The sequence below is a fragment of the Halomicrobium zhouii genome (assembly GCF_900114435.1).
Lineage (GTDB): Archaea > Halobacteriota > Halobacteria > Halobacteriales > Haloarculaceae > Halomicrobium > Halomicrobium zhouii.
This window is the reverse complement of record NZ_FOZK01000001.1, coordinates 1403270-1418912: the sequence shown is the minus strand read 5'-3', so window position 1 is coordinate 1418912 and position 15643 is coordinate 1403270. Positions and strand designations below refer to the sequence as shown.

The following is a 15643-nucleotide window of genomic DNA, read 5'->3' as shown; positions in this document are numbered from 1 at the left end:
CCATGTCCAAGGACGTGACCCAAGACCCCGAGACGGACAGCGAGAAACTGATTTCGACCGACGTGTCCACCGGCGACGCCGCCGACGACGCCCCGGACGGGGGCCAGGCCCGCACCGTCATCGAATCGAAGGACCTGGACGTCTTCTATGGCGACACGCAGGCGCTCCAGTCGATCGATCTGGCGATTCCCGCGCGCCAGGTCACGGCGATGATCGGCCCCTCCGGCTGTGGCAAGTCGACGTTCCTGCGGTGTATCAACCGCATGAACGACCTCATCGACATCGCCCGCGTCGACGGCGAGTTGCTGTTCGAGGGGAAGAACGTCTACGATGGCGACGTCGACCCGGTCGCGCTCCGCCGCCGCATCGGCATGGTGTTCCAGCACCCCAACCCCTTCCCCAAGAGCATCTACGACAACGTCGCCTACGGACTGCGGATCCAGGACAAGACCGAGAACCTGGACCAGAAGGTCGAACAGGCCCTGAAGCGGGCGGCGCTGTGGGACGAGGTGAAAGACCGCCTCGACGAGTCCGCCCTCGACCTCTCGGGCGGGCAACAGCAGCGACTCTGCATCGCCCGCGCCATCGCCGTCGACCCAGAGGTCATCCTGATGGACGAACCCGCGAGCGCACTGGACCCCATCGCCACCTCACAGATCGAGGACCTCATCGAGGAACTGGCCGAGGAGTTCACCGTCGTCATCGTCACCCACAACATGCAGCAGGCCGCGCGCATCTCGGACAAGACGGCCGTCTTCCTCACCGGCGGCGAACTCGTCGAGTTCGGGAACACGAACGAGATCTTCGAGAACCCCGAAAACGACCGCGTCGAGGACTACATCACCGGCAAGTTCGGCTAACGACGAAGGAGGAGGGTTCCGAAGGGACCGGCTGCGTTTGGAAATCCGCTACCGGATTGTCTGATTTTCGCTATCGTGCCCCGAACCGCCAGTTACGAAGCGGATCGTCGAATCCATCACAAATAATTAGACACCCGTGGTATCAAATTTGATTGTTCGTCCAGAACGTATAATGGATCGGTCTAGAGATAGCCAGACGTATGTCGACCGAAACAGTCGAGCAAACGGACGATTACACGGCGGAGATCGACGGCACGCACGGGATTCCCATCTTCACGTACAACAAGTACGTGTCGGGAGAGGAACTTCGAGCGGTCGCCCGAAGATGGGCCGAAATCGTCGAGGAAGAGAACGCCGACCGCTACCTCGTCAACACCGAAGAGATCGCCGCACACAACGACGAGGACAAGCAGTGGCTCGGAAAGACGTGGGTCCCGAACCTGATCGACCAGGGAGTCCGGGCTGGAGCCGGCGTCTACGCCGATTCAGTCATCTCCAAGGGCGATATGGAACGGATCGAAGAGAAGCTGAACGCGATCGATCCTGACTACGAGTACCGCACGTTCGGTTCGCAATCGAAGGCAGTCGAGTGGCTGGCGGAGCAGTAGCCCACCCTGCCGTATCGGCCGGAACGACACGGACGCGGTTGCAATACCGTTCTCGAAACGGTTTCACCACGGGAGAGAAACCAGTTCGCAACTCCGGAGAAGGTTTGAGCGTCGAGAACGATGGGTTCGACGGTAACGAGAGTCGCATTCGAATCGAATTCCATGATTTCGACTGACTACGACGCCATCGTATTCGACAACGACGGGGTACTGATCGAGCCGACCGACCGCGAGCGGCTGTACGACGCGGTCCACCGGAGCTTCGAGCACTTCGACGTCGTCGCCGAGGAGGCCCTCGTTCGGCGGGCCGTCGAGGAGGACGACCTGCCGTTCGACGACGTTCGGGAGACCCACGGACTCGACCCGGGAGAGTGGTGGGCGCGCCGGGAGGCCGCCGCCGTCGAGATCCAGCGCGAGGAGATCCGGTCGGGGACGAAGGCCCTCTACGAGGACGTCGAGGCGCTGTTCGAACTGGACCACGCGCTCGCCATCGTCAGCAACAACCAGCACGAGACCATCGAGTTCATCGTCGAGCACCACGGACTCCGCGAGCACTTCGAGACCTATTACGGCCGGGACCCGACGGTCGAAGGGGCCGAACGGAAGAAGCCGGATCCCCACTACGTCGAGCGGGCGCTCGACGAACTCGGCACGACCGACGCGCTGTACGTCGGCGACAGCGAGAAGGACGTCGTCGCCGCCGAGCGCGCGGGGATCGATTCGGCGTTCCTCCGGCGCGAGCACCGCCGGGACCTGACGCTGGCCGCCGACCCGACCTACGAGTTCGCCGACCTGCGGGGCCTCGTCGACGCGGTGGCGAGCGCCCGCATGGTGGAGGAATAATAGAGGGGAAACTTGGGGCCAGGGAAAGGCTGATACGGCCGTCAGTCGCATTTCAGGTATGCCACGCGAATCGTACCAGGACAAACTGGACGACCTCCGCGAGGACGTCCTCTACATGTCGGAAGTCGTCCTCGAACGGCTCCGACTGGGGCTGGACGCCCTCGAACAGAAAGACGAAGAGCTCGCCCAGGAGGTCATCGAGGGCGACCACGAGGTCAACCAGATGTACCTCGAACTCGAACAGGACTGCATCGACCTCCTGGCCCTCCAGCAACCCGTCGCGAGCGACCTGCGCTTCATCGCGGCGTCGTTCAAGATCATCACCGACCTCGAACGCATCGCCGACCTGGCGACCAACCTCGGCGACTACTCGCTGGAGGCCGAAGAGGACGTCTTCCCGGAAGTGGACATCCAGACCGTCGCCGACGTCACCATCGAGATGGTCGAGGCCGCGATGGACGGGTACGCGAACCAGGACGCCGACACCTGTTACGAGATCTCCGAGACCGACGACGAGGTCGACGCGCTCTGCGAGCGGGCCTCCGAGGCCGTCGTCCGGGACCTCATCGAGCGGGAGGTCACCGACGAGGCCACCGAGGAGGAGGTCGAGCGGCTGATGGGCGACGTCTCCAGATTGCTCCTGACGATCCGCGACCTCGAACGGGTCGGCGACCACGCCGTCAACATCGCCGCCCGGACCCTCTACATGGTCGAGAACGACGCGGACCTCATCTACTGACGACCGTCGCAGCGATCTGACGTCACGTCCTCCCTCCAGCCGGCGTCGCGTTCGCACGCCGATTCGGGGCCCATTTTATTAGGGCGTGGGGCGAGTACGTGGTAATAGATGGACGACGACCCGGTCGTGGAGACGGGATTCACCAGCCGGACCGCGGTGGAACCGCCCGAGCCCTTCGTCGAGCAGGCCAACGTCGACGAGTCGGACGTCGCCGCGTTCGACGCGTCCTGGCCCGAGTGCTGGCGTCGCGCCGCCGACCTGCTCGAGTGGGAGACGCCCACCGACGAGGTCATCGACCGGACGGGCGATCGGGTCAGCTGGTTCCCCGACGGGCGGCTCAACGCCGCGTACAACTGCGTCGACAGACACCTCGCGGAGCGCAAGAACCAGGCGGCGATCAAGTGGGTCGGCAAGCGCGGCGAGACGCGGACGTACACCTACCTCGACCTCTACCACGAGGTCAACGAGTTCGCCGCGGCGCTCCGGTCGCTCGGGATCGAAGCGGACGACGTCGTCACGCTGTACATGCCCGCCATCCCCGAGCTTCCGGTCGCGATGCTAGCCTGTGCACGCATCGGCGCGCCGCACAACGTCGTGTTCGCAGGCTTCTCCGCCCAGGCGCTGGCCGAGCGGATGGACCGGGCCGGCTCCGAACTGCTGGTCACCTGCGACGGCTACTACCGGCGGGGCAACGCCGTCCACCAGAAGAACAAGGCCGACAACGCCCGCATCATGGCGTCCCAGGAGGTCAGCGACATCGTCGTCGTCGACCGCCTCGGCGACGAGGAGGTCCACCTCGGCGACGGCTACCACGATTACGACGAACTCGTCGCCGACCACCACGGCGCGGAGGTCGAACCCGTCACGCGCGAGGCCGACGACGAACTGTTCGTCATCTACACCTCCGGGACGACGGGCCAGCCATCCGGGATCAGACACACCACGGGCGGTTACCTGGCACACGCGGCCTGGACCAGCCACGCCGTCCTCGACCTGAAGCCCGACGACACCTACTGGTGTTCGGCCGACATCGGCTGGATCACGGGCCACACCTACCTCGTCTACGGACCGCTCGCGCTCGGGACGACCACCATGCTGTACGAGGGCGTTCCCGACCACCCCGAGAAGGACCGCGTCTGGGAACTGATCGAGCGCAACGCCGTCGACGTCTTCTACACCGCACCGACGGCCATCCGGGCGTTCATCAAGTGGGGGGCCGACCACCCCGACGCCCACGACCTGTCCTCGCTGCGCCTGCTCGGCACCGTCGGCGAACCGATCAACGCCGACGCCTGGTGGTGGTACTACGAGCACGTCGGGAACGGGGAGTGTCCCATCGTCGACACCTGGTGGCAGACCGAGACGGGGTCGATCCTGGTCTCGACGGTACCCGGCGTCGACGAGATGAAACCCGGCAGCGCCGGCCCGCCGCTTCCGGGCATCGACGCCACGGTCGTCGACGAGACCGGCGAGTCCGTCGCGCCGGAGACCGGCGGCTACCTCACCGTCACGAAGCCCTGGCCGGGGATGCCGCTCGACCTCCCGGCCGACGGCGAACCCGACGACGAGGACTGGCGGTACGTCACCGAAGACGCGGCGCGCATCGACGACGACGGCTACGTGACGGTCCTGGGCCGCATCGACGACACGGTCACCGTCCAGGGCCACCGCCTCGGGACGATGGAACTCGAGAGCGCCATCGCCGACGTCGAGGGGGTTGCCGAGGCGGCCATCGTCGACGTCCAGACCCCGGGCGGGGGGAGCACCGTCCACGCCTTCGTCAGCACCGACGAGGGCCACAAGGGCGTCGATGGGCTGCGCGAGCGGATCACCGCGAACGTCGAGCGGACCATCGGCTCCTTCGCCACGCCGGGCGTCGTCGTGTTCACGCCCGAACTCCCGAAGACCCGCTCGGGGAAGCTCCTCCGGCGGCTCCTGAAGGACATCGCCAGCGGGCAGGAGCTCGGTGACACCAGCGCCCTGCGGAACCCGGAGATCGTCGGCGAGATCGAATCTGCCCTCGACGGCGAGTGAGCGCGGGTCCGCCTCGACCGGCCGTCCTGTCGCCCACGAGTGTTTCGCGGAATTGCACTCGAGCGAAACGGGTGAGCGTCTTCAATCCCGAATCTCACAGATATCACGCTCGTAGCCACGCTCGACGGCCGAACGCTCCGAATGACTTATTTCGCTGTATCGTGTTTGTGCGAAACACACTCATGGGAGCCGCCCGAACCGACGCCGCCACCCACGACGGCGTTACGTTGCGGGAGGAGGACTACCGCGCCATCCGGCGGTGTGCAGAGACGTATCGCGAGTCCCTGTTCGTCCGCCTCTGCGGGGAGGCCGGGCTCCGGCCGGCCGAGATCAGTCGCGTCACGCCGGCGTCGTTCTCCCAGCGGACCACGCGGAACGCCCGGCACCACCTCCTCGCGCTGTCCGACGGGGACGGTGGCGACCGGACCGCGTACGTCCCCGTCGACGTGCGCTCGGCGGTGGACCGGTACGTCAACGAGCACGGCGTCGGCGACGACGAGCCCGTCTTCGACCTGACGCCGCGGCGCGTCCAGATGATCGTCTCCGAGGTGTCGGACCGGGCTGCCGAGGCCACCGGCGACGCCCGGCTCGGTGACGTCTCCTCGCGCGACCTGCGCCGGTACTACGGCCGCCGTCTCCTCCACGGGGAGGGCGTCGACCCGCGCGTGGTGATGGCTGTCGGCGGCTGGGACCACCTGGACGGGCTCCTCCCGGACACCGAATCCGTCGACGCGGGCGCGATCCTCGGCGCGCTGGAGGGAACCAGCCTCGCGGACGGCCCCGGCGGCCTGGGGGGCTGTGACGTCGAACGCGCCGTCGACCAGGCCGGGTCGGGCGTCCTCGTCACGGACCCCGACGGCAGGATAGAGTACGCCAACGACGGCTTCGCGGCGCTCACCGGCCGTACGCTCGACGACCTGGTCGGGCGAGACGCGGCCGTCACGTACGCCTCAGAGGACGACGCGCGAGCACGCGCACACGAGGACGAAGACGGCGACTCCTGGGTCCGTCTCGGCCGGGCCGACGGCGGGGAGGTTCGCGCCTTCCGGTCCGCGACCACAGTCGTGGACGACCGCGGCGCTCCAGTCGGGACGGTCGCGGTGTTCGCCCGCCCCGACGGCAGCGCCGCTGGCGCCAGCGAGGAGGCAACTACGGAGCGCCCGAACGGCCGCCTGGCGGACGCCATCGCCAGCCTCCGGTCGGTCAACGAGGTGCTCCCCTCGGCCGCGGACAGGGGCGAGGCCGAACGCCGCGTCTGCGAGCGCCTGGCCGCGAACGACGCCTACCGTTTCGCCATCGTCACCGGCGCGAGCGGGGACCGCCACGTCGAGCCGCGCACCTGGGCCGGCGTGGACGACGACGCGGCGAGGGCGCTCGTCTCCGCGACGGCGGGTCTCGACGACCCACCGGGACAGACCGCCATCGCCACGGACCAGGTCGTGGTGCGCACCGACGTGCCCGATGACGGGAACGGCCGGCTCGACGGGCTCAGGGACACTGTCGCCAGCGTCGCGTTCGTCCCGCTCACGTACGGCGAGACGACCCACGGGTTGCTGGTGCTCGGTAGCGAGGGGTCGGACACCTTCGGGAGCGACGAGCGAGAGGTGCTGGCCGGCCTCGGCTGGCAGGTCGGGCAGGCGGTGACGGACATCGAGCGCAAGAAGCTCCTGCTGGCCGACAGCGTGCTCGAACTGGAGTTCCGGGTCCGCGACGAGGACGCCTTCCTCATCGACGCCTCCCGGCGGTTCGACGCCACCTTCGAACTCGAGGGGCTCGTCCCGGGCGAGGGCCAGTCGCTGCTGTACTTCGTGACGATGACGGGCGCATCGCCCGACGAGGCGCTCACCTACGCCGCCGACGTCGCGGACGTCGAGAACGCCCGCCTGATCCGGGATTACGGGGAGGGGTACCTCCTGGAGTTCAGCATCGGTGGTGAGGAGCCGGCGACGACGCTCATCGAACTGGGCGGCCACGTCAACGAGTTCGTCATCGAAGGCGGCGTCCAGCGCATCGAGGCGGAGTTCACGGCCAAGACCGACGTCAGGGCCGTCCTCAGCGGTCTGGAATCGTCCTATCGGACGGCCGAACTGCTGTCGAAACAGGAGGTCGAACGCTCCGTCCAGACGGCCGACGGGTTCCGCCGCTCGCTGGAGGACGACCTGACGGACAAACAGCAGTCTGTGCTCACCGCGGCGTACCACGCCGCCTACTTCGAGTGGCCCCGGGGTAGCACGGCCGAGGAACTGGCCGACTCGATCGGCGTCTCCTCGCCGACGCTCCACAACCACCTCCGGAAGGCTCAACAGAAGCTACTGACGGCGTTCTTCGACGAGGCCGAACGGTGATCCCGGCGCGCCCGGACCGGCACTGTCACGATCTTTTTGCTATTTAGACGATCATCTTAAGAGCGTCCTTCGACATGTTCCGGACGTTCTATGCCAACAGGTTACGCGACACGGGCCGCAGCAGACGTGGAGGGTGATCATCGGGCGACCGACCGGGTGGCCGTATCTGACGCGGGCGCGGAGGCGATCTGCCATGAGTGACGACGCCGACGTGGATGCCGAGGCTGAACTGGAGGCCCGGCTGACCGAGCAAGAGTACTTCCGGCCGCCGACGCAGTTCGTCGGGCAGGCCAACGTCACCGACCCCTCCATCCACGAGCGTTTCGACGAGAACTATCCGAAGTGTTTCGAGGAGTACGCCGAGCTCCTGGAGTGGGACGAACACTGGGACGAGGTGCTCGACGACTCCAACCCGCCGTTCTACGAGTGGTTCACGGGCGGGAAACTGAACGCCTCCTACAACTGCATCGACCGGCACCTCGAGGAGCGCAAGAACCAGGCCGCCCTCATCTGGGAGGGGACCGACGCCGAAGAGCGCGAGCACATCACGTACCAGGACCTGTACAACCGGGTCAACGAGATGGCCGCGGTACTGAAAGAGGTCGGCGTCGAGGAGGACGACGTCGTCACCTGTCACCTCCCGATGTTGCCGTCGCTGCCGGTGACGATGCTCTCGTGTGCGCGCATCGGCGCGCCCCACTCCGAGGTGTTCGCCGGCTTCTCCGCGCAGGCGCTCGCGGACCGCATCGACAGCGCCGGGTCGGACGTCGTCGTCACCGTCGACGGCTACTACCGCCGCGGCGAGTTCCTGAACCACAAGGAGAAGTGCGACGAGGCGCTGGAACTCGCGGAGTCCGATCCCGACACCGTCCTGCTGTGGACGCGCCACGACGAACTCGACGACGACGTCGAGATAACCAGCGACGACCCCTACGTCCTGGTCGACGAACTGCTGGAGAACAACGAGCGGCGACGCGTCGAACCCGTCTCCCGCGACGCCGAGGATCCGCTCTTCCTCATGTACACGTCCGGGACGACGGGCCAGCCCAAGGGGTGCCAGCACCGCACGGGCGGGTACATGTCCTACGTCACCGCGACGTCGAAGAACGTGCTGGACATCAAGCCCGAGGACACCTACTGGTGTGCGGCCGACATCGGGTGGATCACGGGCCACAGCTACATCGTCTACGGGCCCCTGTCGCTGGGGACCACGAGCGTGATGTACGAGGACACCCCGGACCACCCGCACAAGGGCCGCATCTGGGAGATCGCCGAGCGCTACGACGTGGACATCTTCCACACGTCACCGACGGCGGTGCGGATGTTCATGAAGTGGGGCGAGGAGCACGTCCAGGACTACGACTTCGACTTCCGGCACATGACGACGGTCGGGGAGCCGATCCAGCCCGAAGCGTGGCTCTGGTACTACAAGTACATCGGCGACGAGGACGCCGTCATCGTCGACACCTGGTGGCAGACCGAGACGGGCGGCCACCTCATCACGAACCTGCCGGCCCTCGACGACATGAAGCCCGGTAGCGCTGGCAAGGCCCAGCCCGGCATCAGTCCGGCCATCTACGACGACGACGGCGAACCGATCGAACCCGCGTCCGGCCAGGCCGGCAACCTCGTCATCGAGGACCCCTGGCCCGGCATGCTCCAGACGGTGTACGGCAACGACGAGCGGTTCATCGAGGAGTACTGGCAGGACTTCTCGGACACCGACTCCGACGACCCCGACGACTGGGTGTACAAGGCCGGCGACGGTGCCGTCCACGGCCAGGACGACTACTTCCGCGTGCTCGGCCGCCTCGACGACGTGATGAACGTCGCGGGCCACCGCCTCGGCACGATGGAACTCGAGTCCGCCGTCGCCGAGGTCGAGGACGTCGCCGAGGCCGCCGTCGCCGCGCGCGAGGACGCCGAGAAGGGCGAAGTACCCGACGTCTACGTCGTCGTGCGCGACGGCGTCGAGGAGAGCGACGCAGTACGGGGCCGCATCGTCGAGGCCGTCGAGGACGAGATCGGGAAGTTCGCCCGGCCGGCGAACGTCATCTTCTGTGACGACCTGCCCAAGACGCGCTCGGGCAAGATCATGCGCCGCCTGCTGGAGAACATCTCCAACGACGAGGAACTCGGCAACACGACGACGCTCCGGGATCCGAGCGTCCCCGAAGAGATCCGCGACCGGATGCGCGGCGACTGAGCCGCCCCGTCGAGGGCATTTATTCCGGGATACCGGCCACCGTACGGCGTATTTTCGCGACCCGTTCGTGTGTGTTTGGAATAATTATACCCAACTATTATGAGGGTACTCGACAGGTGGTACTGTGTATGTCAAGCGATGACAAGAGCGTCTCACGACGCTCTGTGCTAAAACAGGCCGGCGCGACTGGTGCACTCGGACTGGCTGGGCTAGCTGGTTGTTCCGGCGATGGTGGTGGCAACGGTGACGACGAATACCCCGCGCTCGGGAACTACCCGATCGAGGGCGACACGGCGATGTTCGGCTTCAACGTCCCGCTATCGGGGCCGTACTCCTCGGAGGGAGAGGACGAGCTCCGGGCGTACGAACTGGCCGTCAAACACCTCAACAACGGGGGCGGCTGGGTCGACAACTGGGACGACCTCTCGGGCGAAGGCGTCCTCGACTACGAGATCGACTACGTGGAGGGTGACACCGCCACGGACGCTTCGACCGCGGACGAGTCCGCCTCACGGATGATCCAGCGCGACGACGTGATCATGTTCGCCGGCGGTTCCTCGAGCGCGGTCGCCATCGCCCAGCAGGGCGTGGCCCAGCGCGAGAACGTGATGTTCACGTGCTGTCTGACACACTCCAACGACACGACCGGACAGGACTGTGTCCGCTACAGCTTCCGGGAGATGTTCAACGCGTACATGACTGGGCAGGCGCTGACGCCCGTCGTCACCGAGGAGTACGGTGACGACCTGTCGTTCTACCAGCTGTACGCGGACTACTCCTGGGGGAAGACGGTCGAGGAGTCCATCCGGAAGTTCTTCGGCGAGGCCGGCTGGGAGGAAGTCAACAGCGTCGCGACGCCGCTGGACACGAGCGACTTCTCCTCGTACCTCTCGGAGGCCCAGAGTTCGGGCGCCGACGTCCTGTTCCTCAACCACTACGGGCTGGACGGGGCGAACTCGCTGAACCAGGCCATCGACGCGGGTATCGACGAGGACATGGAGATCGTCATGCCGCTGTACAACCGGCCCATGGCGGAGGCGGCCAGTTCCGCCATCGACGGCATCTACGGCACGATCGCCTGGGACTCCCAGATCGACAACGAGCCCTCGAACTCCTTCACCGAATTCTTCGGCGAGGAGTACGACGGCCGCGTGCCCTCGGGGCCGGCCCAGCTCGCGTACTCGGGGACGCTCCAGTACGCTGCCGCGGTCGAACGCGCCGGAACGTTCTACCCGCCGGAGGTCATCCGGCAGCTCGAAGGCTTCGAGTACGACAACATCGGGATGGGCGATGAGACGATGCGTGCCTGCGACCACCAGGCCCAGCGCGCGATCCCGGTCGTCCGCGGGCTCCCGGAGTCCGAGCAGGGCGACGGGCAGTTCTTCGAAATCGTCGACATCACCTCGCGCGACGACGTCGGCTACGGCTGTGACGAAGGACCCGCGTCGCAGTGCGAACTCGGAGAGTACGGAGACGAGTGAACTGTCGGCGGTCTGCTGAACTACCTACATTGACATACCTCATCGACGGAGGCTCACATTACCATGCCTGTTACTGACAATCAAATTCGACGGAGACGGTGCGGCTGTCTCGCTCCCTCCGAGGTGATCGACTCGTGAACATCCTCGGGGATATCATCGTATTGCTGGTCAACGGACTCCAGCAGGGTGCTATCTACGTCCTGCTGGCCATCGGCCTGTCGATCATTCTCGGGACGTTGCGGTTCGTCAACTTCGCCCACGGCGCGCTGTACGTCATCGGTGCGTACGCCGGGCTGTTGATCGCCCAGGAGATCTCGGTCTCGAACGGGAAACTGGCCGACTGGGGATACCAGACGATCGGCCTCGACCTGGGATTCCTGCCCGCCCTGGTGTTCGTTCCCGTCTTCGTCTTCGTCGTCGGGCTCGCCATGGAGCGGTACGTCGCGCGCCCGTTCTACGACCGGCCCGACACGGACCAGATCCTGGTGACCTTCGGGCTCGCCATCGTCGTCCAGGAGGCGCTCCACGCCCTCGTGGGCGGTCGCAGTTACAAACTGGTGATCCCCCCGGAGGCCCTGGGTGTGATCCCGCTCTCGGGACCCACCGACATCCCGTTCACCGCCGTGAGCCTCGGTCTCTGGCGACTCTGGGTCATCGTGATCACGGCCGTCCTCGTCCTGGCGGTGTACGCCATCGTCGAGTACACCGACTTCGGACTGGTCGTCAAAGCCGGCACGCGCGACCCGGAGATGGTGCGCCTGCTGGGCATCAAGATCACCCGACCCTACATCGTCATGTTCGGCATCGGCGCGGCGCTCGCCGGGGTCGCCGGCGTCGTCGGCGCGCCGCTCTCGAACATCAACCCCGAGATCGGGATGTCGATCCTCGTGCCGGCGTTCCTGACCGTCGTCATCGGCGGCGTCGGGTCGATCCGGGGCGCCGTCCTCGGTGGGACGCTCATCGGGATGGTCCAGGTGGCGCTCATCTCGCTCGGCAGCGTCTCGCTGCTCGGTATCACCGTCAACTGGACGCCGTGGGCACAGGTCGGCATCTACGTGCTCGCGGTCGTCGTGTTGCTCACCAGGCCACAGGGCCTCCTCGGTGAGGAGGAGGTGGCCGCATGAGCGACGAGGTCCAGACTCCGACCGAACCGGAGAGCGCAGAGCCCGGCGAACAGTCGCCGTCGCTGTACGAGCGCTGGGCAGCGGTCCGCGAACAGGAGTCCACCGTCGCCGTGCTGACGATCCTCGGCGTCCTCCTGGCGCCGTTCGTCCTGGTGACGGTCCCGGACGCGATCGGTCTCCCGAGCGACCTCACGTGGTACAACAGCCTCATCACGCTCACGCTGATCTGGGCCATCTTCGCCATCGGCTACGACCTGCTGCTCGGGTACACCGGGCTGCTCTCGTTCGGCCACGCGATGTTCTGGGGCACCGCGGCATACGCCGCCGGCATCTTCAGCGCCGAAGTGTTCGGGAGCCCCATCGCGATGATCCTCGCCGGGACCACCGTCGCGGTGGTGCTCGCCTGGGTCATCGGGTGGATCTCGCTGCGCCGCGGCGGCATCTACTTCGCCATCCTCACGCTGGCGTTCGGACAGATGATCTACTACATCTTCCTCTCGCCGCTGTCCACCGTCACCGGCGGCGAGAACGGGTTCACCGGCGTCGAGGTCGGGAACCTGCTCGGCGTCATCGACCTGGGCAGCCAGGTGCCGTTCGTGCCCGTAGCGTTCGTCAGCAACTGGATGTACGTCTTCGCCGGCACCGCGCTCGTCCTCGCGGTCGTCGTCGGCTACCGCATCCTCAACTCACCGTACGGCGTCGTGCTCCGGGCGATCCGGGAGAACGAACAGCGCGCGGAGTTCGTCGGTCTCAACGTCTGGCGATACAAGCTCATGTCCTTTATCATCTCGGGGGCCTTCGCCGGCGTGGCGGGGAGCCTCTACACGATCCAGCGCTCGTACGTGCCCATCGAGAACACGCTACAGTGGACGGTCAGCGGCGACATCGTCGTCATCACCGTCCTCGGCGGCGCCGGCTCCCTGTTCGGCGCGATATTCGGCGCCGGGCTGTACATGTACGTCGCGAACATCGTCAGCGGCATGGCCGGCATCGGCGACTTCTGGCACCTCATCCTCGGCGTCGTCTTCATCGTCGTCGTGGTCACGATGCCCAACGGCATCTGGGGTGGCATCTCCTGGGTGCGCGAGAAGAGCCTCCTCTTACCGGAAGCCCCGACGATCGCACGCCAGAAAGCCGCAAACGGCCGTGACTGGATCACGTCCCTCGTCGGAGGTGAGGACCGATGAGCACCATCCTCGAGACGCGCGACCTCGTCAAGGAGTTCGGCGGCCTCACGGCCACCGACGACGTGAACCTCCAGATACAGGATGGCGAGTTGCTGTCGCTGATCGGCCCCAACGGTGCGGGCAAGTCGACGCTGATCAACCTCATCACCCGGATGCTCGAGGAGACCAGCGGTGACATCCTGTTCGAGGGCGAGTCGATAACGGACCTCGAACCCCACGAGGTCGTCCAGCGCGGCGTCGGCAAGTCGTTCCAGACGGCCTCTATCTTCCCGGACCTCTCCGTGGAGGAGAACGCCAACATCGCCTCGCTGGGGGCCGAACACGGCTCCTTCCGGTTCAACTTCCTCCGGCACCGGGACAGCTATCCGGAGGTCGCCGAGCGGACTCGCGACGTCCTCGACGCCGTCGAGTTGCTCCCGCAGAAGGACGTCACCGCGGCCGACCTCCCTTACGGCGACAAGCGTCGCCTGGAGATCGGTATCGCCCTCGCGAGTGAACCGTCGCTCCTCCTGATGGACGAACCGACCGCCGGCATGTCGCCGGAGGAGACCCAGGAGACGGTCGACCTGATCGAGCGCGTCCAGGAGGAGATGGGGCTGACCATCCTGCTGGTCGAACACGACATGGAGATCGTCTTCAGCATCTCCGACCGCATCGCCGTGTTACACCAGGGTGACATCATCGCCAGAGGGACGCCCGAGGAGGTCCAGGGCGACCCCGACGTCCAGGAAGCGTACCTCGGAGGTGTCGAGCTGTGAGCCTGCTCGAACTCGACAGCGTCGACAGCTACTACGGCGAGAGTCACATCCTCCGCGACGTGTCGATGCACGTCGAGGAAGGCGAGATTTGCGCGCTACTGGGCCGCAACGGCGCGGGCAAGACCACGACGCTCAGGAGCATCGCGGGCGCGCGCCCGCCGACGGTCCGGGACGGCACGATCACCTACAAGGGACGGAACATCACCGACCTGCCGACCGAGGACATCTCGGCGCTGGGCATCTCGCACGTCCCCGAGGAGCGCCGGGTCTTCGCCAACCTCACCGTGGAGGAGAACCTCCACCTCGCCGAGGTCGTCTCGAACCCCTCGAACACCTGGGGCCGGGACATCGACTTCGAACACACCGGCATGACGACCGAGGAGGTGTACGACGACTTCCCGCGACTCGGCGAGCGCGCCAGTCAGCAGGCCGGCACGCTCTCGGGCGGCGAGCAACAGATGCTCGCCATCGCCCGCGCGCTGAAACAGAGCACAGATCTCCTGATGCTGGACGAGCCCTACGAGGGGCTCGCCCCGCAGATCATCGAGACCGTCGAGAACGCCATCGAGCGCATCCGCGACGACGGGACGACGGTGTTGCTCGTCGAGCAGAACGCCGCGGCAGCGATGCAGATCGCCGACCGGTGTTACGTCGTCGACCAGGGTGCGGTCGTGTTCAGCGGGTCCGCCGACGAACTGCGCGAGGACGACGAGACGCGCCAGCGGTACCTGGGGGTCTAACACAGTGAACGAAGCCCAGGTAGACAGCTACGTCGACGCGCTCGTCGCGAAAGGCGTCCTCGTCGAGGACGACGTGACGGGGGAGCTGGCGACCACGGACGAGTTCGAGCAGGACCGCCACGTCTACTACGACACCTACCTCGACGTCACCGAGGCGGAGTTCCACCAGGCCGTCGCCGACACGTTCGGCTTCGACTCGGCCGAGGCCGCCGCCGAACACGTCGAACGCCACGAGGTCACGCGCGAGGAGTTCGCGACGTACCTCACGCTCTACGCCACGCTCGAGGACTGCTCGGTCGCGGAACTCGCCGAGATGGCGAGCATCGTCACCGAAGTCGGTCCCCAGTCGCCGGTGCCAGAATCCGTCGTCGAACTCGACGACGAGTGTTACGGCGACTTCCTCACCACGCACAACCGGGCCGTCGTGACGGTGTGGAAGCGCGGCTGTGCCCCCTGCGACGCGATGAAGGAGGAACTCGACGACGTCCTGGCCGCGTTCCCGGGCGACGCCCGGGTGGCAGGGCTCGACGGCGAACAGTGCCCGGGGTTCTGCAAGGAGTACGAGGTCAACGCGGCCCCCGCGGTCGTGCTGTTCGAGGACTGTGAGATGCTCGACGTGCGGACGGGGCGGACGAAGCCCGAGACGCTCGCGGAGTGGGCCGCGGACGTCTACGACGTCGAGTGAGGCCGGTACCGGGTTCGTCTCCCGGCCGTCCGG

At 66.4% G+C, this 15643-nt stretch carries 13 protein-coding genes; all 13 read left to right on the top strand.

The window, feature by feature from the left end:
• Window positions 1-2: 2 nt before the first annotated feature.
• The 13 genes from pstB to BM337_RS06485 all read left to right on the top strand — a co-directional run bounded on the left by pstB (window position 3) and on the right by BM337_RS06485 (window position 15610).
• Window positions 3-860: a phosphate ABC transporter ATP-binding protein PstB gene (gene pstB, locus BM337_RS06545; protein ID WP_089815077.1), complete on the top strand. Its 858-nt coding sequence runs from the start codon at window positions 3-5 to the stop codon at window positions 858-860.
• 200 nt (window positions 861-1060) lie between these two features.
• Window positions 1061-1468 (top strand): hypothetical protein, encoded by a 408-nt coding sequence (locus BM337_RS06540; RefSeq protein WP_177227225.1) that lies wholly within the window; start codon window positions 1061-1063, stop codon window positions 1466-1468.
• Between the two features lie 162 nt (window positions 1469-1630).
• Window positions 1631-2311, top strand: coding sequence for an HAD family hydrolase (locus tag BM337_RS06535; protein WP_177227222.1), 681 nt, complete (start codon window positions 1631-1633; stop codon window positions 2309-2311).
• 58 nt (window positions 2312-2369) lie between these two features.
• Window positions 2370-3050, top strand: coding sequence for a phosphate signaling complex protein PhoU (gene phoU, locus BM337_RS06530; RefSeq protein WP_089815074.1), 681 nt, complete (start codon window positions 2370-2372; stop codon window positions 3048-3050).
• Between the two features lie 108 nt (window positions 3051-3158).
• On the top strand, window positions 3159-5084 hold the full coding sequence (gene acs, locus BM337_RS06525; protein WP_089815072.1) for an acetate--CoA ligase: 1926 nt from the start codon (window positions 3159-3161) through the stop codon (window positions 5082-5084).
• 182 nt (window positions 5085-5266) lie between these two features.
• Entirely contained in the window at window positions 5267-7429 is a 2163-nt protein-coding gene (locus tag BM337_RS06520; RefSeq protein ID WP_089815070.1) for a bacterio-opsin activator domain-containing protein, read from the top strand.
• Between the two features lie 193 nt (window positions 7430-7622).
• Window positions 7623-9635: an acetate--CoA ligase gene (acs, locus tag BM337_RS06515; RefSeq protein ID WP_089815068.1), complete on the top strand. Its 2013-nt coding sequence runs from the start codon at window positions 7623-7625 to the stop codon at window positions 9633-9635.
• Window positions 9636-9763: 128 nt separating this feature from the next.
• Entirely contained in the window at window positions 9764-11116 is a 1353-nt protein-coding gene (locus BM337_RS06510; RefSeq protein ID WP_089815066.1) for a substrate-binding protein, read from the top strand.
• 134 nt (window positions 11117-11250) lie between these two features.
• Window positions 11251-12240: a branched-chain amino acid ABC transporter permease gene (locus BM337_RS06505; RefSeq protein WP_089815065.1), complete on the top strand. Its 990-nt coding sequence runs from the start codon at window positions 11251-11253 to the stop codon at window positions 12238-12240.
• The gene (locus tag BM337_RS06500) at window positions 12237-13427 is read left to right on the top strand and encodes a branched-chain amino acid ABC transporter permease (protein ID WP_089815063.1); all 1191 of its coding nucleotides are present in this window, start codon (window positions 12237-12239) and stop codon (window positions 13425-13427) included. Before BM337_RS06505 ends, BM337_RS06500 begins: the two co-directional genes overlap by 4 nt.
• Window positions 13424-14185 carry an ABC transporter ATP-binding protein gene (locus BM337_RS06495; protein WP_089815061.1) on the top strand — a complete coding sequence of 254 codons (762 nt, stop codon included), beginning with the start codon at window positions 13424-13426 and terminating at the stop codon, window positions 14183-14185. Before BM337_RS06500 ends, BM337_RS06495 begins: the two co-directional genes overlap by 4 nt.
• Window positions 14182-14925 (top strand): ABC transporter ATP-binding protein, encoded by a 744-nt coding sequence (locus BM337_RS06490; RefSeq protein ID WP_089815059.1) that lies wholly within the window; start codon window positions 14182-14184, stop codon window positions 14923-14925. The genes BM337_RS06495 and BM337_RS06490 overlap by 4 nt, the downstream gene beginning before the upstream one ends.
• A gap of 4 nt (window positions 14926-14929) precedes the next feature.
• A complete protein-coding gene (locus BM337_RS06485) occupies window positions 14930-15610 on the top strand; it encodes a thioredoxin family protein (RefSeq protein WP_089815057.1) in 681 nt (226 codons plus the stop codon).
• Window positions 15611-15643 lie beyond the last annotated feature (33 nt).